Origin of the sequence: Streptomyces sp. HUAS 31 (genome assembly GCF_028198125.1) — a bacterium.
Lineage (GTDB): Bacteria > Actinomycetota > Actinomycetes > Streptomycetales > Streptomycetaceae > Streptomyces > Streptomyces chartreusis.
This window is the reverse complement of the sequence record NZ_CP116353.1, coordinates 2,094,931-2,117,553: the sequence shown is the minus strand read 5'-3', so window position 1 is coordinate 2,117,553 and position 22,623 is coordinate 2,094,931. Positions and strand designations below refer to the sequence as shown.

The window sequence follows — 22,623 nt, the reverse complement described above, 5'->3', positions numbered from 1 at the left end:
GGGGTGATCGACGCCCTGGACATCGACCTCGCGCCCGTCGTCGCCGAACAGCCCGACCCGGTGCTCTTCGCGACCGTCTCCGGCGCGCATCTGTACGGCTTCCCGTCGCGCGACTCGGACGTCGACCTGCGCGGGGTGCACCTGCTGCCGACCGCCGACCTCGTCGGGCTGCGGGAGCCGGACGAGACACGGTCGCGGATGTGGCTGCGCGACGGCGTCGAGATGGACCTGGTCACGCACGACCTGCGCAAGTTCGTACGGCTGATGCTGCGCCGCAACGGCTATGTGCTGGAGCAGTTGCTCTCGCCGCTCGTCGTGCACACCACCGACGCCCACCGGGAACTGACCGACCTCGCGCCCGGCGTGCTCACCGGTCACCACGCGCATCACTACCGGGGGTTCGCCGGCACGCAGTGGCGGCTGTTCGAGAAGACCGGCGAGCTCAAGCCGCTGCTCTACACCTTCCGGGCGCTGCTCACCGGGGTGCATCTGATGCGCAGCGGTGAGGTGCAGGCGCATCTGCCCACGCTGCTCGGCGAGGTCGACGCGCCCGGCTACCTGCCGGAGCTGATCGAGGCCAAGGCGGCGCGTGAGCACGGGGCCGCCGACGTCGACCACGCGCGCGTGGCGGCTGACGTGGAGCGGCTGCACGGCGTGCTGGACGAGGCACAGGCGGCCTCAGCCCTGCCCGACGCCCCCGCTGCCCACGACGCCCTGCACGCCTTCGTCGTCCGGATCCGGTTGGAGGGCTGAGGCGCGGCGGACGCGGACCAGGAAGTCCTCCACCCGTCGGCGGTCCGGCTCGGCCGGGAGCGGGCTCGCGCGCAGGGCCTCCTCCGCCTCGCCCGCCAGGCGGGTCATCCGGGACTCCACCTCCGGCCAGGGCACCTCGCCGCGCTTGACCTGGAGCAGCGGCTCGCGCAGATCGCCGACGTCGATCGTCAGGTGCCCGGTGCGCAGCAGGTCGCGGGCGCTCGTCAGCAGCCGCAGGAGGTGCATCGCGTGCTTCCAGCGCGGGGCGCCGTGCAGCCGGATGTCGGCCTCCAGCTTCTTGCGCTGGCCGAGCGCGTAGCGCGTGAACGTCTCGTACGCCTGCCGGGACAGGAACGCCTCGCGCAGGGCGAGCAGCTCGCGGCCGGTGCCGTCGACGTGCTCCACGAGCGGGGAGTGCAGGCACTCCAGGATGTTCGGGTTGGCGCGCAGGGCCAGCTCGCAGAAGCGCTCCAGCTCCCAGCTGAACTGCTCCTTCAACGGGCCCTCGACATGCGTCGGCGGCTTGTCGAAGCGCCAGAAGAGCGGCGTCGGGGCGAGAAACACGCCCCGGCGGTCGGTGTCGCTGCCGTCCGTGGCCAGACCGAAGGCGCGCGAACCCATCACACAGGCGTAGACCGTGTGGTCGCGTACCAGGGTCTCGGGATGCATGTCCCGGAGCGTACGCGGCGGATCACGCCAGGCTGATCGAATTTCCGTCCACGACGATGTTCTCCGCCGGCAGGGGCCGCGTGGCCGGAGGGTTGGCGACCGCACCGTCGGTGATCTTGAACTTGCTGCCGTGGCACGGGCAGTTGATCGTCCCGTCCGAGACGCTGCCGACCAGGCACTGCTGGTGGGTGCAGATGGCTGAGAAGGCCTTGAACTGGCCCTCCTCCGGCTGGGTCACCACGACCTTCTGGTCCTTGAAGATCGTGCCCCCGCCCACCGGGATGTCGGCCGTGTCGGCGAGCTTGTCGCCCGCGCCGTCCTGGCCGGGGGCGGTGGTCGTGGTCGACGCCGAGTCGCCGCCGCCGTTGTCGTCGGAGCCGCCGCAGGCGGCGACGAGCGCCGTCGCGCCCGTCGCGCCCGTGGCCATGAGGATCGTGCGCCGCGTCGGACGGTTGGTCATGTCGTCACTCCGAAAGTGCGGAAGAAACCAGAGGGCAGTGGCCGGCCCGGAAGCCGCTCCGAGCGGATCAACAGCATCTTTGCACCCAAAGCGACAAAGTCGAAGCAACCTAGGATGGAGTGGAGGAAAACGCGCGAATCGCTCGCGTGACGGCCCGGTGCGGCCGGGTGTCTCAGCGGGCGGGCGAGACGCGTGAGCCGTACGCGGGCTGACTAGGCTGGACTTCCGAAGAGCCGATCCGTAACTCAGCAAGGAGCAGCGCCGTGGCGGTACGAGCGGTCCGGGGGGCCGTCCAGCTGGAGCGGGACGACGCCGGCCACATGGACGAGCAGGTCGGGGCCCTGCTCACCGCGATCCTGGAGCGGAACGACCTCGCCGCGGACGACCTGATCAGCATCTGGTTCACGGCCACGCCCGACCTGCACAGCGACTTCCCGGCCGCCGCCGCCCGCAAGCTCGGCCCCGGCTTCGCCGACGTACCGCTGATCTGCGCCCAGGAACTGGACATCGAGGGCGCCATGCCCCGGGTCGTACGCGTCCTCGCGCACATCGAGTCCGACCGGCCCCGCGCCGACATCGCGCACGTCTACCTCGGTGCCGCGGCCGCCCTGCGCAAGGACATCGCCCAGTGAGAACCGCACTCGTCATCGGCACCGGCCTCATCGGCACGTCCGCCGCGCTGGCGCTCGCCGCCCGCGGTGTCGTCGTCCACCTCGCCGACCACGACCACGAGCAGGCCCGCACCGCCGCCGCGCTCGGCGCCGGCACCGACGAGGCCCCCGACGGGCCCGTCGACCTCGCGATCGTCGCCGCCCCGCCCGCGCACGTGGCCGGGGTGCTCGCCGACGCCATGCGCAGGGGCGTGGCCCGCGGCTACCTCGACGTGGCCAGCGTCAAGGGCGGGCCGCGCCGTGAGCTGGAGGCGCTCGGGCTCGACCTGTCGGCGTACATCGGCACGCACCCCATGTCCGGCCGCGAGAAGTCCGGCCCGCTCGCCGCTACCGGCGACCTCTTCGAGGGCCGGCCCTGGGTGCTGACGCCGACCCGCGACACCGACACCGAGGTGCTGAACCTCGCCCTGGAGCTGGTCTCGCACTGCCGCGCGGTGCCGGTGGTGATGGACTCCGACGCCCACGACCGCGCGGTCGCCCTGGTGTCCCACATGCCCCATCTGATGTCCAGCATGGTCGCCGCGCGTCTGGAGAGCGCCGAGGAGACTGCCGTACGGCTGTGCGGCCAGGGCATCCGGGACGTGACCCGGATCGCGGCCTCCGACCCCCGGATGTGGATCGACATCCTCTCCGCGAACCCGGGACCGGTCGCCGACCTGCTCACCGACGTCGCCGCCGACCTGGAGGAGACGGTACGGGCGCTGCGCGCGCTCCAGTCGTCCGACGAGGACAAGCGGACCGAGGGCACGGCCGGGATCGAGGACGTGCTGCGCCGCGGAAACGCGGGCCAGGTGCGGGTGCCCGGCAAGCACGGGGCCGCTCCGCGGGTCTACGAGGTCGTCGCCGTGCTCATCGACGACCAGCCGGGACAGCTGGCGCGGATCTTCGCGGACGCCGGCCGGGCCGGGGTCAACATCGAGGACGTACGGATCGAGCACGCGACCGGGCAGCAGGCCGGCCTGGTCCAGCTGATGGTGGAGCCCAAGGCGGCGACGGTGCTCAGCGCCGCCCTGCGGGAGCGGGGCTGGGCGATCCGGCAGTAGGCCGCCGATCAGGCGCGGCCGGACGAGTGACGGGAACCCAGTAACCTTGTGCGGGGCGCCTTCGCGTCCCCACACTCCCGCCACACCGCACCAGGAAGGTGTCCCCCCGTGGAAAACGGTGCCGCCAAGCCCGTGATTGTCGCCATCGACGGCCCCTCCGGCACGGGCAAGTCGAGCACGTCGAAGGCCGTCGCCGCGCAGCTCGGGCTGAGCTACCTCGACACCGGCGCCCAGTACCGGGCCATCACCTGGTGGATGGTGACCAACGGCATCGACATCGAGGACCCGACCGCGATCGCGGCCGTCGCCGGCAAGCCCGAGATCATCTCCGGCACCGACCCGGACAACCCGACGATCAACGTCGACGGCACCGACGTGGCCGGCCCGATCCGCACCCAGGAGGTCACCTCCAAGGTCAGCGCGGTCAGCGCGGTGCCCGAGGTCCGGGCCCGGATCACCGAGCTCCAGCGCTCGCTGGCGACCTCCGCCGAGTACGGCATCGTCGTCGAGGGCCGCGACATCGGTACGACCGTGCTGCCCGACGCCGACCTGAAGATCTTCCTCACCGCCTCCCCGGAGGCCCGTGCCGCCCGCCGCAGCGGTGAGCTCAAGGGCGCCGACGTCAACGCCACCCGTGAGGCCCTGATCAAGCGTGACGCGGCCGACTCCAGCCGCAAGACCTCGCCGCTCGCCAAGGCGGGCGACGCGGTCGAGGTGGACACCACCGCGCTCACGCTGCAGCAGGTCATCGAGTGCGTCGTCACGCTCGTCGAGGAGAAGCGAGCCGCGAAGTGAGCCTTCCGTCAGAGCGGGGTGCCGACGTCGGTCGGCGCATCGGCGTCGGCCTGATGTTCGGGCTGTGGCGGCCGCGGGTCCTGGGTGCCTGGAAGGTGCCCGCGACCGGGCCGGTCATCCTCGCGGTGAACCACAGCCACAACATCGACGGGCCGATGGTGATGGGCGTGGCGCCCCGCCCCGTGCACTTCCTGATCAAGAAGGAAGCGTTCGTCGGCCCGCTCGACCCCTTCCTGACCGGCATCGGCCAGCTGAAGGTGGACCGGCACGCCGCCGACCGCACGGCCATCACGCAGGCCATCGACGTCCTGAAGAACGGCGGCGTCCTCGGCATATTTCCCGAGGGCACCCGGGGCGAGGGCGACTTCGCCTCGCTGCGCGCCGGGCTCGCCTACTTCGCCGTGCGCGGCGACGCCCCGATCGTCCCGGTCGCGGTGCTGGGAAGCTCCGAGAAGCGCGGACGGTTGGTCAAGGGGCTGCCTCCGCTGCGGCACCGGGTCGACGTCGTCTTCGGCGAGCCCTTCGAGGCAGGGGACGGCAGCGGGCGGCGCACCCGCAGGGCGCTGGACGAGGCGACCGAGCGCATCCAGAAGGAGCTCACGGAGCACCTGGAAAACGCCAGGCGGCTGACCGGCCGCTAGGCGACACTGAGTAGTGGATCAGCCGGGAGAATCCGGGCGTTCCACCGATCACCACGATGAACGACGAGGTACGGACTTCATGAACGACCACATCCACTCCGAGGGCTCGGGCGAGGAGCACGACCACGGAGAGCTTGGCGACGCCGAGTACGCGGAGTTCATGGAGCTCGCCGCGGAAGAGGGCTTCGACGTCGAGGACGTCGAGGGCGCCATCGAGGCGGCCGGCCACGGCCCGCTGCCCGTCCTCGCCGTCGTCGGACGGCCGAACGTCGGCAAGTCGACTCTCGTCAACCGCATCATCGGCCGCCGCGAGGCCGTCGTCGAGGACAAGCCGGGCGTCACCCGCGACCGCGTGACCTACGAGGCCGAGTGGGCGGGCCGCCGCTTCAAGGTCGTCGACACCGGCGGCTGGGAGCAGGACGTCTTCGGCATCGACGCCTCCGTGGCGGCGCAAGCCGAGTTCGCCATCGAGGCAGCCGACGCCGTCGTGTTCGTCGTCGACGCCAAGGTGGGCGCCACCGACACCGACGAGGCGGTCGTACGGCTGCTGCGCAAGGCCGGCAAGCCCGTGGTGCTGTGCGCCAACAAGGTCGACGGCCCCAGCGGCGAGGCCGACGCCTCCTACCTGTGGTCCCTCGGCCTCGGTGAGCCGCACCCGGTCTCGGCGCTGCACGGCCGCGGCACCGGCGACATGCTGGACGCCGTCCTGGAGGCGCTGCCGGAGGCGCCCGCGCAGACCTTCGGCACCGGGGTCGGCGGCCCGCGCCGCATCGCCCTGATCGGCCGCCCGAACGTCGGCAAGTCCTCGCTGCTGAACAAGGTGGCCGGCGAGGAGCGCGTCGTCGTCAACGAGCTGGCCGGCACCACCCGTGACCCGGTCGACGAGCTCATCGAACTCGGCGGTGTCACCTGGAAGTTCGTCGACACGGCGGGCATCCGCAAGCGCGTCCACCTCCAGCAGGGCGCCGACTACTACGCCTCGCTGCGCACCGCGGCCGCCGTCGAGAAGGCCGAGGTCGCGGTCATCCTGATCGACGGCTCCGAGTCCATCTCGGTCCAGGACCAGCGCATCGTCACCATGGCCGTCGAGGCGGGCCGGGCGATCGTCATCGCCTACAACAAGTGGGACACCCTCGACGAGGAGCGCCGCTACTACCTGGAGCGGGAGATCGAGACCGAGCTCGGCCAGGTCGTCTGGGCGCCCCGGGTGAACGTCTCGGCGCGCACCGGACGGCACATGGAGAAGCTGGTCCCGGCGATCGAGACGGCCCTCGCGGGCTGGGAGACCCGGGTCCCGACCGGCCGGCTGAACGCCTTCCTCGGTGAGCTGGTCGCCGCCCATCCGCACCCGATCCGCGGAGGCAAGCAGCCCCGCATCCTGTTCGGCACCCAGGCGGGAACCAAGCCCCCGCGGTTCGTGCTCTTCGCCTCCGGCTTCATCGAGGCGGGCTACCGCCGCTTCATCGAGCGCCGGCTGCGTGAGGAGTTCGGCTTCGAGGGGACGCCGATCCACATCTCGGTGCGGGTCCGCGAGAAGCGCGGCAAGAAGAAGTAGAAGAAGTGGCGGACATGGCTGAAGGGCGGCCCGCAATGGGGCCGCCCTTCACATGTGTTCAGCCTCGGCGCGCCGGCGGCAGGGCGGCCGGGACGTGGTGCATCCCCGTGCCCTGCTGACCGATGTGCCCGACGCGCTGCCACTGCGGCTGCTGACCGCTGCCGTGGCGCGCGCTGTGCGCCCCCGCGCTGTAGGCGCTGTACGAGCTGCTGAACGACCCCGGGCGATGCCCGCCGTACGGCCCCGTAGCACGCTCGATGTTCCCGAAGGCGATGAACCCCAGGTCCTCCTCGCCACTGCGATCACCCGGCAGCGAACGGAAGGACTTGACGTACTCGGCATAGAGCGCGTCGTAGATAGGCGTGGGCGATGAGCCGCCCTGATGGCGGGGAACGTCGTATGCATGCACGTATGTCCAAACGACGTCACGCCTCATGAGATGCGGTCCGGAGGCGCCCCTTTAGGGGCGCGGGGAACTGCGCGATCAGCCACAACGATCTTGCAGCCGCCGTATGACCCGCAGGCCCCACCGGGTAGGCGCACTCAGGTCCCGGCAAGCGGCAGCGCCGCCGCGACCAACTTCCCGTTCGCCGCGGCCTTGTCCAGCGCGTCCCGCAGCAGATCCTCGCGCGGCTGCCGCCCGATGGAGCCCACGGGCGCGGCGAACATCAGTACCTGCTGGTGCTTGTTCGCGGCGGCCCGCCACCCGTCCGTCACCAGCAGCGGCTGATGCGCCTGCCACCACGCGATCGGCTGCCCGCCGTTCGCGCCCGGCTGGAGCACCGCGTGCAACTGTCCCATGGCCAGCAGTACGGACCACCCGTGCAGCACCGGCGGCACATCGGCGAGCTCGGTCGCCGGCATGAACCCCTGTTCGATGAGCAGCGGCAGGAAGTCGTCACCGGCACCGACCGCGCCGGGGCGCACGATGGGCCCGGTCGGCTCGACGACGAGCGCGGGGTGCAGTTCCCCGGCGATCAGCACCAGCCCGCTGGTCACACCGAGTACGGCCTGCTCCGGCACGATCGCGTCCGGCTCCAGGTCGACCCGGTCACCGGTGATGGACTTCACGGCGCCCTGCAGCTGCTCCTCGGTGACCTGGACGACCTGTGACGGCAGGCAGGTGGCGTGGGCGAAGGCGAGGACGGCGGTCTCGTCGCCGATGAACAGGACGGTGCTGGTGCGCTCCTGTCCGGAGTCGCCCGGGGTGCGGCAGGACGTGCAGTCGTAACTGCCGGGGGCGTTCTCCCCGGCGAGCAGCCGGTCGGCTTCCTCGTCGCCGATCTCGGCACGTACCTCGTCGCTGACATCGAGCATGCGCGGCACGGGTGGCTCCTCGGGATGTGGTGCGTGGCGGGGCCGGGTGGCTCCCGGTCCGTGAACCGGGCGGGTCCCGGGCTCATGAAGAAGACAACGGGCGATCTGTGGCGGGAGTCACGCACGACAGCGAACGGAATCGAACCATCCGACGCGCAGGGTCACCTTGCGTGCGGAATTGCCCACTCACCGTCAAGTCCTGGGAAATGCAAGGAAGTTGGTTGCGTGGGGTGTATCACAGATCGTCGGGGTTGCTGGTCGACAAATCCGGAAATCAGGGAATGAAGTGGGTGGCCGAAAATCGCCGATACCGGAGGTAACTGCGAACTGGCCTGGACCGACAAGGAGTTGGTTGATCCCGGCCGGTCGATGTCCCTACATTCCTCCGCCGTGTGCAGCGAGCACCGCTCGGGTACGTCCGCCGAACGCACCAACAGGCTTCACAGCACGACCTTCCGGCGGACGGGGCGAGCGCCATCCACACGCCCCATGGCGTGGCGGGCGGCGTTCCGTCCTGGGGGAGCCCGGGTCCTTCGAGAGGGACCTACATGTCCGAATGTGCCGATAACACTCACAACAACGCTCGCAAGGCGCCGAAGGCTTCGAACGGAAGCCGGACGCGTACGACGGCGGTCCTCGCCGGGGCGGCACTGCTCGCCCCGCTCGGACTGCTGGCCGCGACCGGCAACGCCGCGGCGGCGGACAGCGGAGTGTGGGACCGCATCGCACAGTGCGAGAGCGGCGGCAACTGGCACATCAACACCGGCAACGGCTACTACGGCGGGCTTCAGTTCTCCGCCTCCACCTGGCGCGCGTACGGCGGTACGGCCTACGCGCCGACGGCGGACGGGGCCACCAGGGCCCAGCAGATCGCCGTGGCCACCAAGGTCCAGCGCGCCCAGGGGTGGGGCGCCTGGCCCACCTGTTCGGCCCGGGCCGGCGCGTACGGGAGCGCACCCGCGGCCTCCGCGGGCGGTTCGGCGTCCTCCGCGGGCAAGGCGGCCCCGTCGACCGCCAAGTCGGCGCCCGCAGCTCCGTCACAGGCGCCGGAGCGCTCGTCGGGGAACACGACCCGAAACTCGTCCCGCGACGACTACACCGTCCGTGCGGGCGACACGCTGAGCGGTATCGCCGCCCGGCACGGGACCACCTGGCGGCAGCTCTACGCCGCCAACAAGTCCGTCATCGGCGGTGATCCCCACCTGATCATGCCGGGGCAGCGTCTCGAACTCTGAGCACCGCCCTCGGGGCCCCGCCCGGTCCGCCGACCGGGTGGGGCACTCGTCGTCGTAGGACGCGCCGCACCGGTCGTCGGCAATAAGCTGCCTAGCGTGCTGATATGAAATACGCACCGCTCACGATCGCCCTGGCCACCGTCCTGTTGACCGCCGTCAGCCCGGGCGCGTCGCACGCCACGTACGCGCCCCAGGTGGCGTCTCCGCTACCGGCCTCCGGTCCTCCTCCCAAACCCGCGTCCCTGGCCTGTGCCAAGAGTCATTGGCCCTGGGGCTGTGTCGCCAAGTGCGAGAGCGGCGGGGATTGGCACATCAACACCGGCAACGGCCACTTCGGCGGGCTTCAGTTCTCGCAGTCGACCTGGGAGGGCTTCGGCGGGCTGAAGTACGCCCCGCGCGCGGACCTCGCCAGCCGCACCGAGCAGATCCACATCGCCCGCAAGGTCGTGGAGGTGCAGGGCTGGGGGGCCTGGCCGCACTGCTCCAGGCGGTACGGGCTCAAGGGCCGTATGAAGCTGGAGAAGCCCCAGGCCGAAGTCACCAAGAACCGCCTCGCGCCCGAAGTCACCAAGAACCGCCTCGCGCCCAGCCTGCTGATCATGCCGAGGGGCGCGAGGCTGAACGCCGCGCTGCCCGGCTCTCGTACTCGCCCGCCTCTCCGCTGAACACGACAGCGCCCCGCCGCAGTTCGTGAACGACTGCCGCCCGGCCCCGCAGGCCCGGCGGCAGTCGTTGCTCGGCGACGACCACGCACGCGTCGAGGCCGCTCAGCAACTCGTACGTACGGGCGGCGACCGGGGGCGACATGCCCTGCGCCGGCTCGTCCACGAGGACCACACGCGCGCGTGCCAGCAGGGCGCGGGAGAGCGCCAGCATGCGCTGCTCGCCGCCCGACAGCGTCCCCGCGCGGCGCCCGAGGAGGGGTTCCAGCGGCGGGTAGGCGTCCAGGGCGATGCCGTACGACCGGGACGCCAGTTCGAGGTTCTCGCGCACGGTGAGGGAGCCGAAGACCGCCTGCCGCTCGGGGACCAGGCACAGTCCGCGGCGGGCCCGCTCGTGGGCGGGCGTCCGGGTCACGTCGACGCCGTCCCACACCACCGCGCCCGCGGACAGCCGCACCGTTCCGGCCAGTGCCCGCAACGCCGTCGTACGCCCTGATCCGTTGCGTCCCAGCAGGACGGTGAGGCCGGGGCCCGCGGCGGCGACCGTGACGCCGTGCAGGGCTTCCAGGGGGCCGTAGCGCACGCGCGCGTGGCGCAGCGAGATGGTCGTCATGCCGGGGCCTCCCGGGTGCCTGCCGCGTCGAGCACGTCGAGTACGCGGTCGGGTGGGCCGGAGGCGACGATGCGGCCCGCCGTCATGACGTGCACGGTGTCGGCGAGGTCGGCGACCAGGTCGAGGTCGTGTTCCACGACCAGCAGGGCCATGCCGTCCGCGGCGAGGGCCTTCAGGATGCGGGCGAGCGCGGTGACTTCCGCCGTGTCCAGGCCGGCGGCGGGTTCGTCGAGCAGCAGGACGCGGGGGGCGCCGGCGAGGGCGCGGGCCAACTCGACGCGTCTGAGGGTGCCGGTGGGGAGGTCCGCGGCGGGCAGGGAGCGTACGGGGCCGTCCAGGCCGAGAAGCCTGAGGGATCTCTCCACGGCCGACGGGTCCTGGAGCCTGCCCTGTTCGGCTCCCACGCGCACGTTCTCGGCGACGGTCAGGGAGGGGAAGACGGCCAGTTGCTGGAAGGTGCGGGCGATGCCGAGGCGGGTGCGGGCGTGGGCGGGCAGGTGGGTGATGTCGCGGGCGCCGAGGCGGACTTGGCCGTGTGCGGGGCGGTGGGTGCCGGCGAGGCAGTGGAACAGGGTGCTCTTTCCGGCGCCGTTGGGACCGACGACGGCGGTGATGTGGGCGGGCGGGACGGTGAGGGTGATGTCGTCGAGGGCGGTGAATCCGTCGTAGCGGGCCTGGAGGTTGTGGGTGGTGAGGGCGGGGGCGTGGGTTCCGATGCCGGGTGCGGGTGGCTCCTGCGGGGGTTGAGCGTCGGCGGCGGCCTCGGGTGCTCGTGGCGTTCGGTGTGCGGTCGAGGCGGTCAGGCCCGTCAAAGTCGGGCTCGGAGCGGGTTCCGGCCCCGCAGGGTGCAGCAGACGCCGTACCCGTGCCCCCTGTTCCGTCAGCCGGGCTCCTCGGCCCGGGCGCAGGCGGGTCGTTGCGGAGCGGAGGGCCTCGTACGGGCCTCCGGGGAAGCGGCCCACCAGGATCGCCAGTACGCCGATGAGTGCTGCCGCCACGCCGCCGCGGGCGCCCGCGTCCAGTCCGACCAGGAGGGCCGCGGCGGCCAGGGCGCCCAGCGTGCTGTCGGCGCCCAGGACCACCACCGCGGCGAACCAGAGCAGGCCGCGGACCGGGTCGTAGGCGCCGGGGTCGAAGGCACGCAGGCCCATGCCGAGCATGCCGCCGCCGAGGGCGGCCAGCGCGGCGCCCGACACGAAGGCCAGGAGCTTGAGGGAGGGCACCTGGACGCCCGCCGCCGACGCCCCGGACTCGTGGTCCCGCATCGCCGCCAGGGCCCGGCCCGTGCGGCCCCGGCGCAGCAGCCAGGTCGCCAGCAGGGCCGCCGCGAGGAGGGCGAGTTCCAGGACGTAGTACGCGCGGTCGCCCTCGAAGCCCGCCGGACGGCCGAGGGAAAGGCCCGCGATCGCGTACGGCTGGGCGAACACGAAGCGGCTCACGCCGACGCCGACCGCGAAGGTGGCCAGGGCCAGCGCGAGGCCGCGGCGGCTGATCGCCGGCCAGCCCGTCAGCAGGCCCAGCGGGGCCACCAGGACGACCGCCAGGGCCAGTGCGGCGAGCTCCGGCAGGCGGGGCAGGCCCGGGAAGCGGCCGGCCGCCAGCAGGGCCGTGAACAGGGCGCCCAGGCCCGCGTAGGCCGCCTGCCCGAGGGAGATCTGGCCGCCGCGGCCCGTGACGACGACCAGGGACAGCAGCACCACGCCCAGCGCCGGCACCTGCACCGACGTGTGCAGGTCCGAGCCCGCGAAGCCGAGCGGGAGCAGGAAGAGGACGATCGCCACGATCCAGGCGCCCGGAGGGGTCGGCACGCGCGCGCCGGCCGTGCGCGGGAGCGCGTCGCGCGTGCCCACGCTCGGCATGACCAGGGCCGCGATCAGCAGGGCCACCACGAACAGATTCGTGCCGACGGCCTGGATCAGCGGCGCGCCCCAGCCCGACGGATGCAGCCGGGTCAGCTGGCTCTGCGCGATGCCGATCGCCAGCGCCGTCACCACCGCGACCGGCAGACTGCGCATCCGCGCGACCACCGCGACCGCGACGACCTCCATCACCAGCAGCGGCAGGCCGTACGGGTCCAGACGCACGTACGGGGCGAGCAGGACGCCCGTCAGGCCCGCCGTGAACGAGCCGAACGCCCAGCCCGCGGCCGCGACACGGTCGGCGTCGATGCCTCCGAGGACGGCCAGCTGCCGGTCGTCGACCACGGCCCGCAGTTCCCGGCCGAAGCGGGTCCAGCGGATCACCGCGCCGACCGCGGCCGCCAGCACCAGCGCCACCGCGAGCTGCCCCCAGGGGTCCGCCGACACCAGCTCCGGCGCGTCGTCCCGCGCCCCCTGCCCCCACAGCAGCGCCGCACCGCCCACGAGCAGCACGAACACCCCGATGGACGCGACCAGGGTCTGCGCCGGGTCACTGCCCAGGACGGCCAGCGGCCGGAAGACGAACCGTTCCAGCAGCATCCCGATACCGGGCGCCAGGACCAGCAGCGTCACCGTCGCGCCCGCCCACAGCGGCCAGCCCCACTCCACCACGAACTGGCGCAGCACATAGGCGCACACCATCGCGATCGCCCCGTGCGCGAAGTTCAGCACGCCCGTCGAGCGGTACGTCACGACCAGGCCGATCCCGGTGAGCGCGGCGGCGCTGCCGACCGAGAGACCGGCCAGCGTGAGGTCGTACGTCAGCGAGGACATCAGTCATCCGCTTCGGCGGGCTCACAGATCGGGCACGGGCCCAGTTCTCCGCTCCTCACCAGCTTGGCATCGACGGGGACCGCCTCCGCCTTCCCGGCGACCAGCGGGCAGTCCGCCCGGTGCCAGAGCGTGCCGCCGGGCACCATCAGCAGGTGCCCGCTGACCGCCAGAGGCGCCGCGGCGTCCCGCCCGGACTCCTCGGCGTCGGCGGGCTCCGCGGCCACCAGAAGGCCGTACAGTTCCTCCACGCGCGCGGCGGCGAGGGCGCCCCGGCCATGGGCCAGCAGGACCGCCCCGGCGACGATCAGCGCGGCGCCGGGCACCGTGCAGGACGCCAGGTACGGCAGCTGACGCTCGGCGAACCGCTCGCCGGAGACGCCGTACCAGCCGATGACGCACAGCACCGCGCCGGCCGCGAGCGCGGCCCAGCCGGCCCACAGGACGGGGTGCACGGTCCGCAGTCGGGCTGTCCGCATCGCTGGCTCCCACACGTCGGGTTTGTGTGCGTGCACACGGGGTTTCTGCGCATGTGCCTGTCCATGTCAGCCAATGGCTTGCACTATGCCTCCTGCAAGCTGACCCTGAAAGCACCGGGCGCACACGGCCCGGATCGACACCCGGTGGTGAGCCAGATGGTTCTCGGGAGCGACCTCAGGCGACACGAAACACGCAGGCGGCGGGGGACGGCACTGGCGGCCGCCCTGCTCCTCTCCCTCGGCCCTGCCCTCGCGGCGTGCAGCGACGACGAGGGCGGCGGGAGCAGCGAGACACCGCCGACTCCGACCGTGGAGCAGACCCAGCAGTCACCGGCCGCGACGGCGCCCGCCGACGCTGGGGCGGCCGAGACCGAGATCAAGCAGAACTGGCAGAAGTTCTTCGACCCCAAGACCTCCCTCGAGGACAAGCAGACCGTCCTGGAGAACGGCGCGCGGATGGCACCGGTCCTCCAGGCGTTCAGCGGCGACGAGCGCGGCGGACAGGTCGAGGCGCAGGTCTCCAAGATCGAGTTCACCTCGCCCACCGAGGCGGACGTGACCTACGACCTGACCCTCAAGGGCGCCACCGCCCTGCCGAACGCCTCCGGAACCGCGGTCGAACAGGACGGCACCTGGAAGGTGTCCGCCAAGACCCTGTGCGCGCTGGTCCAGTTGAGCGGCAATGGGTCACCGATCCCGGGCTGCTGAGGCGGCGATCGCCGTGCTGCTGCTGACACTGGGTACGGCGTGCGGCAGCCGGTTGCCCGAGAGCGACTTCGAACACCGGGACCGTGGCAGCCCCTCGGAGCCGGCCCGGGACCGCGCCCCGATCCGCGTCGGCGTCATCACCAGCGCCACCAGCCCCGTCGGCGGCAACGCCTTCACCGGCCCGCGCGACGGCGCCAAGGCCTTCTTCGACCGTCTCAACGCGCGCGGCGGCATCGACGGCCGCCGCGTCGAGGTGCGCCTGTGCGACGACGGCGGCAGCGGCATCGGCAACAACGAGTGCGTGCACCGGCTGATCGACGAGGACAAGGTCGTCGCCCTCGTCGCCACCACCGCCCTCGACTACGCGGGCGCCTCGCGCGTCTCGCACGCGCGCGTGCCCGACATCGGCGGCCAGCCCATCGGGGCCGCCTACGACACCTGGCCGCACCTGTACGGCGTCTACGGCAGCCTCGCGCCCCGTGACGGCACCACCGGCTGGGACGGCGAGCAGTACGGCGGAACGGAGGTCTACCGCTATTTCAAACGCGAGCACGGCGCCCGGACGGCCGCCGTCGTCTCCTACAACCAGCCCGCGTCGGCCGCCTACGCCCGGCTCGTCGAACGGGGACTGAGGGCCGAGGGCTACAAGGTCGTCACCGAACAGGTCGACTTCGCGCTGCCCAACTTCCGCGCGGTGGCCGCCGATCTGAAGGAGCAGGGCGCCGACCTCGTCTTCGACGCCATCGACACGCACGGCAACGCCCAGCTGTGCGAGGCGATGGACGAGGTCGGCGCCGACGTCACCGCCAAGGTGACGAACGTACAGAACTGGACGTCCACCGTCGCCGAGGACTACAAGGACGCACCGCGCTGCCGCAACGCCCTGTGGGCGACCGGGTCGTCCCGCAACTTCGAGGACACCGGCCAGGACGCCGTACGCGAGTTCCGGGACGCCACCGAGAGCCTGGACAGCCACTCCCAGTGGCAGCTGGAGGGCTGGGCGGCGGCGAAGTGGTTCACGGACGCGGCGAAGGCGTGCGCGCCGAAGGGCGTCACGCGCGCGTGCGTCGACGACCGGATGAACCACAGCCAGGGCTACACCGCCGGCGGCCTGCTGATCCCGGTCCGGTTCGAGCGGCTGCCCGAGCCGCCGAAGAGCCGCCGGACCTGTCTGTCGGTGGCCCGCTGGACGGACGGCAGGGGCTGGGTGTCCCAGGGAGACATGAACGACACGTGCTTCGAGGTCCCGCAGCTGCCGTACCGGCCCTGACGGGGCAACCGAACAGCCGGTTCGCCGGTCCAACCCACGAAGCGGAGAGACCACCGAGGAGGAACCCCAGCGCATGACCCCCGTGTCGCATGCCGTACCCCTGCGCGCCGACTGCATAGCGGACTCGGCCGGCGGGCTGACCTTCGACGTCAGCGCGACCGGGGCGGCCGACACGGCCCATCTCGTCCTGCGCCACCGCGAGGGCCCCGAGGAGGTCACCCTGCCCCTCGCTCCGGCGACGAAGGGCCGCCTGCGGGCAGCACTGCCCAGCAGCGTGTCTCTGCTGGAGGGCCACTGGGACGCCTATGCCAGCGTGACGGAGGAGGACTCGGACCACCGGGTGGCGTCGGGCGCCATGGACGTGCACCCGCACGCCTCCCGGGTCCCCTACGAGACCCGGCAGGGGAACCTGAGCGTCGAGTGCCGATTACCGGCATCCCCCTCGGGGGCGCGGGTAACTGCGCGATCAGCCACCATGGATCCGCACTCGCCCGCGAGATCCGCACTTCCGAGCTGTTAGGCGCTACATGCTGGACACATCCGCACGACTCCTGCGGCTGCTCTCCCTGCTCCAGGCCCATCGCGACTGGTCCGGCGCCGAACTCGCCGGCCGCCTCGGCGTCACCCCGCGCACCGTCCGCCGCGACGTCGACCGGCTGCGCGAACTGGGCTACCCCGTCAACGCCAGCCCCGGCACGGGAGGCGGCTACCAACTCGGCGCCGGCGCCGAGCTCCCGCCCCTGCTGCTGGACGACGACGAGGCGGTCGCCGTCGCCGTCGGACTGCGCACCGCCGCAGGACAGGGCATCGAGGGCATCGGCGAGACGTCGGTGCGCGCCCTCGCCAAGCTGGAACAGGTCCTGCCGAACCGGCTGCGCCGCCGCGTGGGCGCCCTGAACGCCTTCACCGTGCCGATGCTGCGCGGTCCCCAGCCCTCCGCCGTCGACCCGGCCGTCCTCACCGAACTCGCCAACCTCTGCCGGGACTCCGAACGCCTCAGGTTCGAGTACCGCGACCACGAGGGCGCCGCCAGCCGCCGCAGCGTCGAACCGCACCGCCTGGTGTGCAGCGAGCGCCGCTGGTACCTGGTCGCCTGGGACCTCGACCGCGAGGACTGGCGTACGTTCCGCGTCGACCGCGTCATCCCGAAGCCACCGCACGGCCCCCGCTTCGCCCCGCGCACACCGCCCGCCGAGGACCTCGCCGCGTACGTCTCCAGGGGCGTCTCCACGCGCGCGTACGCCTCGCAGGCCGTCGTCCGGCTGCTGGTGCCCCTGGCGGAGGCGGCCGAGCGGGTCTCGCCCACGGCGGGGCAGCTGGAGGCGGAGGGGCCGGACAGCTGCCTGCTGCGCACCGGTGCCGGGAGCCTCGACGTGATGGTCATCCATGTGATGCTGATGGGCTTCGAGTTCGAGGTTCTGGAGCCGGTCGAACTGGTCGAGACGATCAGGACGGCTCAGGGCCGGCTTGCTCGCTCTTTGGCTCGGGCTGCGGAGCCTCCAGCGCGTGCTGCGGATGGTGCAGATCGAACGCCGGGGACTCCGAGCGGACCTTCGGCAGCGTCGTGAAGTTGTGCCGCGGGGGCGGGCAGGAGGTCGCCCACTCCAGGGAGCGGCCGTAGCCCCAGGGGTCGTCGACCTCGACCTTCTTGCCGTACTTGGCGGTCCGCCAGACGTTGTAGAGGAACGGCAGCGTCGACAGGCCCAGCAGGAACGCGCCGATCGTGGAGACGGTGTTCAGCGTGGTGAAGCCGTCGGCCGCGAGATAGTCCGCGTACCGGCGCGGCATGCCCTCCGCGCCCAGCCAGTGCTGCACCAGGAACGTGGTGTGGAAGCCGACGAACAGCGTCCAGAAGTGCATCTTGCCGAGCCGCTCGTCGAGCATCTTCCCGGTGAACTTCGGCCACCAGAAGTGGAACCCGGCGAAGATCGCGAAGACGACCGTGCCGAAGACGACGTAGTGGAAGTGGGCGACCACGAAGTACGAGTCGGAGACGTGGAAGTCCATCGGCGGCGACGCCAGGATCACCCCGGTCAGACCGCCGAAGAGGAACGTCACCAGGAAGCCCGTCGCCCACAGCATCGGTGTCTCGAAGGACAGCGAGCCCTTGATCATGGTCCCGGACCAGTTGAAGAACTTCACGCCCGTGGGGACGGCGATCAGGAAACTCATGAAGGAGAAGTACGGCAGCAGCACCGCGCCGGTGACGAACATGTGGTGCGCCCACACCACGATCGACAGACCGGTGATCGCCATCGTCGCCCCGACCAGCGTCAGATAGCCGAAGATCGGCTTACGGCTGAAGACCGGGATGATCTCCGTGATGATGCCGAAGAACGGCAGCGCGATGATGTACACCTCGGGATGCCCGAAGAACCAGAACAGGTGCTGCCACAGCAGCGCCCCGCCGTTGGCCGCCTCGAACACCACCGAGCCGAACCGGCGGTCGGCCTCCAGCACGAGCAGGGACGCCGCCAGGACCGGGAACGCCATCAGGATCAGGATCGACGTGAACAGGGTGTTCCACACGAAGATCGGCATCCGGAACATCGTCATGCCTGGCGCGCGCATCCCGATGATGGTGGTGATGAAGTTGACCGCGCCGAGGATCGTGCCGAAGCCGGCCAGCGCCAGGCCCATGATCCACAGGTCGGGGCCGATGCCGGGGGAGCGCTCCAGGCTGTTGAGGGGCGCGTAGGCGAACCAGCCGTAGGAGGCGGGCCCGTCCGGCACGATCAGCGAGCCCATCACGATCAGGCCGCCGAACAGGAACAGCCAGTACGAGAGCATGTTCAGCCGCGGGAAGGCGACGTCCGGGGAGCCGATCTGGAGCGGCATCAGCTCGTTGGCGAAGCCCGCGAAGGTCGGGGTCGCGAAGAGCAGCAGCATGATCGTGCCGTGCATGGTGAACAGCTGGTTGAACTGCTCGTTGCTGACGATCTGCATCCCGGGGCGGGCGAGCTCGGCCCGCATCACCAGGGCCATGGCACCGCCGGACAGGAAGAACACGAAAGACGTGATCAGGTAGAGGTGACCGATCTTCTTGTGGTCCGTCGTGGTCAGCCAGTCGACCACCACGCGGCCGCCCGGCGGCCTGCTCCGCACGGGTCGTGCCGTCGCCTCTGCGGTCTGCGTCCCCATCGCTCGCTCGCCCCTTCGCTCGTCGCGTCCCGGGCCCGCTGAAGCCCGCGTCGCACGCGCCGACGCGAGCTCACGACATGATGCTCGCGTCGACAGCGCTCCGACAGGGGGCGTACGGAGGTCCTGTGGTGGAACCATGTACTTTCTGTGCGGTGCCGGCTCCCGTGGCCCGCGCGGAATCGGGGAAAAAGGAGTCCGCGGACAGTTCTTCGGGCACTTTTCCGCCGGGCTGTCGGACCCGTCCGCACGACACGCGGGAATTACGATCGAATGCCTGCGGAAGGCCCAGAGAATCCCCCGTCCGTGTGACAGTCCGTCGATGTCGGAGTGACCGAAACGCGTGTCGTGATTCTGTGACAAAAGCGTGACCCCGGAGGGACGTGTGACCTCGGATGGCCGCTACAAAGGTTCACCCTCCGCACTGGCCCGATCCCTCGGCGAGGCCCTAGCGTTGGCCCCATGGCACCCATTCCGAAACCCCCCGCAGATCCCCAGGACAACCCGGATGCGTATGTCGGACTCGACGCCGACGGGGCCGAGCGGCTCGCCCGCGAACGCGGTTGGAGCACGGTGCGTTCGCTGCCGCCGGGGGCGATCATCACCATGGAGTACCGCGTGGGACGGCTGAACTTCGAGGTGAAGGACGGCCAGGTGACGCGGGCCTGGAAGGGCTGACGGACGGCGACGGCCCCGGTTCCTGCTCAGGAACCGGGGCCGTCGCCGTGCGGTCGGTCGTGCGTACCGGACCGCGTTGTACAGGGCGGGTCAGCCGCCCGTGAGCGGGCGGGCCGCTTGGGCCCCGCCGCGGCCGACGCGGTCCGTGTGCGGCGGGCGGCGGCTGCCGGCCGGGGTGACCGGCGTGCGCTCCCCACGGGCCGTGTGCGGGCCCGGAGCGAGGTACACCGGCGCCCGTGGCGACCGGGCAGGCGGCGACGCCTCGCGCGCGGCGGCCTCGTCGTCGGAGGCCGTGGGGCGCGCCTTGAGCAGCACCGGAGCCTCGACCGGGACCGGGGCGGTCGCGGGCAGGGCGCCGGCCCGGCGGGCGCGCAAGCGGTCGCGCAGGGCGAAGAGCCAGGCCTCGGAGCGGGCGATCAGCGGCTCGAACCACGGCAGGGCGAGCAGGATCAGCAGACCTGCGGCCCAGCCGAGCAGCACGTCGCTCAACCAGTGCGTACCGAGGTAGACGGTGGACAGACCCACGCCCAGCGAGGTCACCGCCGACAGGGCCGACAGCCAGCGGCGCGCTCTCGGGGTCGAGGCCAGATAGGCCAGGATTCCCCAGGTCACCACGGCGTTGGCGGTGTGGCCGCTGGGAAATATATCGCCGCCGAGGCCCATCTCGTTCGCGCCGATGGTGGTCGCGTAGTGCGGGCCGAGCCGGCCCATGCCGATCTTGGCGGCACCGACGGTGATGTTCAGCAGCAGCAGCGAGACGCCGAGCGCGAGCAGTGGACGCAGGGTGTGCTGCCGCCACGAGCGCCAGCCCAGCCAGGCCGCGACCATCACGGCGGTCGGGCCGCGCTGGCCGAGCACCACGTAGTAGTCGACGAACGCGTGGATCTCCGCCCACTGCTGGTAGGGGCGGAAGAACATGACCTGCCAGTCGAGCCGGACGAGCCATGAGGTGATGACTACGGCCCACACGATGGCCCCGTAGAAGGCCAGGGTCGCGGAGAAGAGCACGATCCTGTGCCGGGTCATCCGCGGCACATCGATGTGGGCCGGACGTTCCGGTTCCCGGTCCAGCCTGGCGAAGACCCGGTCCAGACGGGTCAGCTTTCGTTCGGTACGCACCCAATCGACGTTACAGCGAGTGAGCGCAGTTCAAGGGCGATTCCACGGCTTTGTGATGACGATGTGATGTGGGATTCCTCTCAGGGGGCGGTTTATTTCCAAGGAATCCGTAATCATCTGCGGCTGCATCCTTCAATTCCTTTGATCATTCTGTTGGTTCGTTTTTCAGCGCTTATGAATTCGTTCACCGAATCCTTGGGTGGAATTCTCCTGGGGCTCACCGGCCGTGGGCCGGTGCGTGTGGCGTACGCCACACGCGATCGTGTGGAGTCTGAGAGGTCCGCCACTCGGCCCGGACCTGGACTCGCGTACCCTGACGAGTCACTCGCCCTGGTTGCGCGGGCCGGAGACCACCGCTCCTCTCCGGCCGAGTCGCGGGGAGTCCCCACCCCGTGTGCCCGCCGAGGGCGAGGGAACATCTGGGAGGTACGTACATGTCCGGGACGACCACGGCTGCCGCTGCGCTGCGCCGTCGGGCGGCCGGGGCCGGTGCCAACCGCTGGGTCGTCCTCGTCGTCCTGTGCGTCAGCCTGCTGCTCGTCGCCGTCGACGCGACCGTGCTGCACGTGGCTGTGCCGGCCGTCACCGAGGACCTTCGCCCCGGCGCGATAGAACTGCTCTGGATCGTCGACATCTACCCGCTCGTCTGCGCCTCGCTGCTGATCCTCTTCGGCACGCTCGGTGACCGGGTCGGCCGCAGACGCGTCCTGCTCCTCGGATACGGCCTCTTCGGCCTGGCCTCCGGCCTCGCGGCCCTCGCGCACGACCCACAGGTACTGATCCTGGCCCGCGCCCTGCTCGGGGTCGGCGGCGCGATGATCATGCCCGCGACCCTGTCGATCCTGCGCCAGGTCTTCCCCGACCGGCGCGAGCGGGCCCTCGCCATCGGCATCTGGAGCGCGGTGGCCGCGGTCGGCGCGGCGGCCGGGCCGCTCCTCGGCGGCTTCCTCCTCGAACACTTCTGGTGGGGCTCGGTCTTCCTCGTCAACATCCCGCTGATGCTGGTCAGCCTCCCGGTGGGCCGGCTGCTGCTGCCCGAGTCGAAGGGCGACCCCAAGGGCCCCTGGGACGTGATCGGCGCGCTGCTCGCGGCGGCCGGTCTGTTCGGCGTCGTCCTCGGCGTGAAGCGGCTCGGCGGCGGGGAGCCGGTGGCCAGCCTGTTCACCCTGGTGCCGCTGGTGGTCGGCGCGGCGATGCTGATCCTCTTCGTACGGCGGCAGCGGCGGCGGACGTATCCGCTGGTGGACCTGAAGATGTTCGCGCGCCCCGCGTTCAGCACGTCCGTCGGGTGCATCGTGCTGGCGATGCTCGCGCTCGTCGGCCTGGAGCTGATCGCGGCGCAGTATCTGCAGCTCGTGCTGGGGCTGTCGCCGCTGGAGACCGGGCTGCGGCTGCTGCCGCTGACCTTCGCGGCGATGGCGTCCGGGCTCGCGGGGGCGCGGATGCTGCGGCGGTTCGGGCCGCGGCGGATGGTGTGCGCCGGGTTCTGCCTCACGGCGCTCGCGGTGGTCGTGCTGACCGCCATGGGCGGCGAGGACAACCCCGGGCTGCTGCTTGTCGGGTTTGTCCTGCTGGGCTTCGGGCTTGAGACGACGCTCTTCGGGGCGTACGAGTCGATGCTGAGCGAGGCTCCGCAGGAGCAGGCCGGTGGGGCGGCGGCGATCGGGGAGACGTCGTACCAGCTGGGCGCCGGTATCGGTATCGCGTTGCTGGGCAGCGTGATGAACGCGGCGTACGCCCCCGGGCTGTCGGCGGTGTCGGGTGTGCCGGATTCGGCCTCCACGGCTGCCTCGCACTCGTTGGGGGAGGCGTACGAGGTTGCCGGGCAGCTTGGTGGGTCGGCGGGGGCGGCGCTTCAGCACGCGGCGCGGAACGCGTTCGTGCACGGGCTGCATGTGACGTTGCTCGTCAGTGCGGGGTTGTTGCTGCTCGGGGCGGCGATGGCGTTGCGGTTGCCGCGGAGCATGCAGTGCGAGGCGGAGAGCGTGGAGCTGCCGAAGCCCAGGGAAGTCGCGGAGACCCGCGTCTCCGCCTGACGAAGCCTTCTCCCGCCGACCGGCGCATCGTCACGCACTGGACGTGCGGGACACTGCGTCGTAGCGTCTGGCTCACAGTCGTGACTAGCGG

General features: G+C 71.5%; 23 protein-coding genes and 1 pseudogene. 14 read left to right on the top strand and 10 right to left on the bottom strand.

The genetic code is table 11. The annotated features are described in order from the left end of the window. The first annotated feature begins 3 nt into the window (after positions 1-3). Positions 4-753: a nucleotidyltransferase domain-containing protein gene (locus tag PGH47_RS09255; RefSeq protein ID WP_271663016.1), complete on the top strand. Its 750-nt coding sequence runs from the start codon at positions 4-6 to the stop codon at positions 751-753. Here PGH47_RS09255 and PGH47_RS09250 read toward each other — a convergent pair. The 3 genes from PGH47_RS09250 to PGH47_RS09240 are packed head-to-tail and all read right to left on the bottom strand — an operon-like array spanning position 679 to position 1,998. After that, positions 679-1,422: a nucleotidyltransferase domain-containing protein gene (locus tag PGH47_RS09250; RefSeq protein ID WP_271663015.1), complete on the bottom strand. Its 744-nt coding sequence runs from the start codon at positions 1,420-1,422 to the stop codon at positions 679-681. The genes PGH47_RS09255 and PGH47_RS09250 overlap by 75 nt on opposite strands. Before the next feature lie 22 nt (positions 1,423-1,444). Then, positions 1,445-1,882, bottom strand: coding sequence for a Rieske (2Fe-2S) protein (locus PGH47_RS09245; RefSeq protein WP_271663014.1), 438 nt, complete (start codon positions 1,880-1,882; stop codon positions 1,445-1,447). Further along, complete coding sequence (locus PGH47_RS09240; protein ID WP_443048608.1) at positions 1,879-1,998, bottom strand: hypothetical protein; 120 nt, start codon at positions 1,996-1,998, stop codon at positions 1,879-1,881. The genes PGH47_RS09245 and PGH47_RS09240 overlap by 4 nt, the downstream gene beginning before the upstream one ends. A gap of 147 nt (positions 1,999-2,145) precedes the next feature. Here PGH47_RS09240 and aroH point away from each other — a divergent pair, with 147 nt between their 5' ends. The 5 genes from aroH to der all read left to right on the top strand — a co-directional run bounded on the left by aroH (position 2,146) and on the right by der (position 6,587). Beyond that, the gene (gene aroH / locus PGH47_RS09235; RefSeq protein ID WP_030964037.1) at positions 2,146-2,514 is read left to right on the top strand and encodes a chorismate mutase; all 369 of its coding nucleotides are present in this window, start codon (positions 2,146-2,148) and stop codon (positions 2,512-2,514) included. Further along, a complete protein-coding gene (locus PGH47_RS09230; RefSeq protein WP_107909145.1) occupies positions 2,511-3,596 on the top strand; it encodes a prephenate dehydrogenase in 1,086 nt (361 codons plus the stop codon). Before aroH ends, PGH47_RS09230 begins: the two co-directional genes overlap by 4 nt. Before the next feature lie 108 nt (positions 3,597-3,704). Continuing rightward, positions 3,705-4,391, top strand: coding sequence for a (d)CMP kinase (cmk, locus tag PGH47_RS09225; RefSeq protein WP_271663013.1), 687 nt, complete (start codon positions 3,705-3,707; stop codon positions 4,389-4,391). A 53-nt stretch (positions 4,392-4,444) separates the two neighbouring features. Next, positions 4,445-5,032 carry a lysophospholipid acyltransferase family protein gene (locus tag PGH47_RS09220; RefSeq protein ID WP_271668013.1) on the top strand — a complete coding sequence of 196 codons (588 nt, stop codon included), beginning with the start codon at positions 4,445-4,447 and terminating at the stop codon, positions 5,030-5,032. 79 nt (positions 5,033-5,111) lie between these two features. Beyond that, positions 5,112-6,587 carry a ribosome biogenesis GTPase Der gene (der, locus tag PGH47_RS09215; RefSeq protein WP_093866950.1) on the top strand — a complete coding sequence of 492 codons (1,476 nt, stop codon included), beginning with the start codon at positions 5,112-5,114 and terminating at the stop codon, positions 6,585-6,587. A gap of 58 nt (positions 6,588-6,645) precedes the next feature. On the opposite strand, the gene PGH47_RS09210 is transcribed toward der, so the two are convergent. Continuing rightward, entirely contained in the window at positions 6,646-6,996 is a 351-nt protein-coding gene (locus PGH47_RS09210) for a hypothetical protein (protein WP_271663012.1), read from the bottom strand. A gap of 134 nt (positions 6,997-7,130) precedes the next feature. Beyond that, on the bottom strand, positions 7,131-7,913 hold the full coding sequence (locus PGH47_RS09205) for a hypothetical protein (RefSeq protein ID WP_150503866.1): 783 nt from the start codon (positions 7,911-7,913) through the stop codon (positions 7,131-7,133). Positions 7,914-8,452: 539 nt separating this feature from the next. On the opposite strand from PGH47_RS09205, the gene PGH47_RS09200 reads away from it, so the two are divergent. Together PGH47_RS09200 and PGH47_RS09195 are read left to right on the top strand one after the other, a co-directional pair. Further along, entirely contained in the window at positions 8,453-9,139 is a 687-nt protein-coding gene (locus PGH47_RS09200; protein WP_271663011.1) for a LysM peptidoglycan-binding domain-containing protein, read from the top strand. Between the two features lie 104 nt (positions 9,140-9,243). Continuing rightward, entirely contained in the window at positions 9,244-9,804 is a 561-nt protein-coding gene (locus PGH47_RS09195) for a transglycosylase family protein (RefSeq protein ID WP_271663010.1), read from the top strand. Here the strand turns inward: PGH47_RS09195 and PGH47_RS09190 are convergent. From PGH47_RS09190 to PGH47_RS09180, 3 genes are read right to left on the bottom strand one after another with little or no spacing between them, the layout of a single operon-like run. Next, on the bottom strand, positions 9,737-10,414 hold the full coding sequence (locus PGH47_RS09190) for an ATP-binding cassette domain-containing protein (protein ID WP_271663009.1): 678 nt from the start codon (positions 10,412-10,414) through the stop codon (positions 9,737-9,739). The genes PGH47_RS09195 and PGH47_RS09190 overlap by 68 nt on opposite strands. Further along, positions 10,411-13,107, bottom strand: a complete 2,697-nt coding sequence (locus PGH47_RS09185) for an ABC transporter permease subunit (protein ID WP_271663008.1) — start codon at positions 13,105-13,107, stop codon at positions 10,411-10,413. Before PGH47_RS09185 ends, PGH47_RS09190 begins: the two co-directional genes overlap by 4 nt. Next, positions 13,107-13,583 carry a hypothetical protein gene (locus tag PGH47_RS09180; protein ID WP_271663007.1) on the bottom strand — a complete coding sequence of 159 codons (477 nt, stop codon included), beginning with the start codon at positions 13,581-13,583 and terminating at the stop codon, positions 13,107-13,109. Before PGH47_RS09180 ends, PGH47_RS09185 begins: the two co-directional genes overlap by 1 nt. Positions 13,584-13,739: 156 nt before the next feature. Between PGH47_RS09180 and PGH47_RS09175 the strand changes: the two genes are divergently transcribed. The 4 genes from PGH47_RS09175 (at position 13,740) to PGH47_RS09160 (ending at position 17,129) form a co-directional block, all read left to right on the top strand. Continuing rightward, a complete protein-coding gene (locus PGH47_RS09175; RefSeq protein ID WP_271663006.1) occupies positions 13,740-14,291 on the top strand; it encodes a hypothetical protein in 552 nt (183 codons plus the stop codon). After that, positions 14,266-15,561 (top strand): ABC transporter substrate-binding protein, encoded by a 1,296-nt coding sequence (locus PGH47_RS09170; RefSeq protein ID WP_271663005.1) that lies wholly within the window; start codon positions 14,266-14,268, stop codon positions 15,559-15,561. The genes PGH47_RS09175 and PGH47_RS09170 overlap by 26 nt, the downstream gene beginning before the upstream one ends. A gap of 73 nt (positions 15,562-15,634) precedes the next feature. Continuing rightward, entirely contained in the window at positions 15,635-16,081 is a 447-nt protein-coding gene (locus tag PGH47_RS43105) for a hypothetical protein (RefSeq protein WP_333937996.1), read from the top strand. A gap of 7 nt (positions 16,082-16,088) precedes the next feature. Continuing rightward, positions 16,089-17,129, top strand: coding sequence for a helix-turn-helix transcriptional regulator (locus tag PGH47_RS09160; protein ID WP_333937995.1), 1,041 nt, complete (start codon positions 16,089-16,091; stop codon positions 17,127-17,129). On the opposite strand, the pseudogene ctaD reads toward PGH47_RS09160, so the two are convergent. Then, positions 17,128-18,702, bottom strand: a pseudogene (gene ctaD / locus PGH47_RS09155) (aa3-type cytochrome oxidase subunit I); the annotation flags it as partial. The gene PGH47_RS09160 and the pseudogene ctaD sit on opposite strands and share 2 nt — an antisense overlap. A gap of 459 nt (positions 18,703-19,161) precedes the next feature. On the opposite strand from ctaD, the gene PGH47_RS09150 reads away from it, so the two are divergent. After that, on the top strand, positions 19,162-19,377 hold the full coding sequence (locus tag PGH47_RS09150) for an I78 family peptidase inhibitor (protein ID WP_030967768.1): 216 nt from the start codon (positions 19,162-19,164) through the stop codon (positions 19,375-19,377). A gap of 90 nt (positions 19,378-19,467) precedes the next feature. Here PGH47_RS09150 and PGH47_RS09145 read toward each other — a convergent pair whose 3' ends face one another. Then, positions 19,468-20,496, bottom strand: a complete 1,029-nt coding sequence (locus PGH47_RS09145) for a phosphatase PAP2 family protein (RefSeq protein WP_271663003.1) — start codon at positions 20,494-20,496, stop codon at positions 19,468-19,470. 434 nt (positions 20,497-20,930) lie between these two features. Between PGH47_RS09145 and PGH47_RS09140 the strand changes: the two genes are divergently transcribed. After that, positions 20,931-22,532 (top strand): MFS transporter, encoded by a 1,602-nt coding sequence (locus PGH47_RS09140; protein WP_271663002.1) that lies wholly within the window; start codon positions 20,931-20,933, stop codon positions 22,530-22,532. Positions 22,533-22,623: the final 91 nt, after the last annotated feature.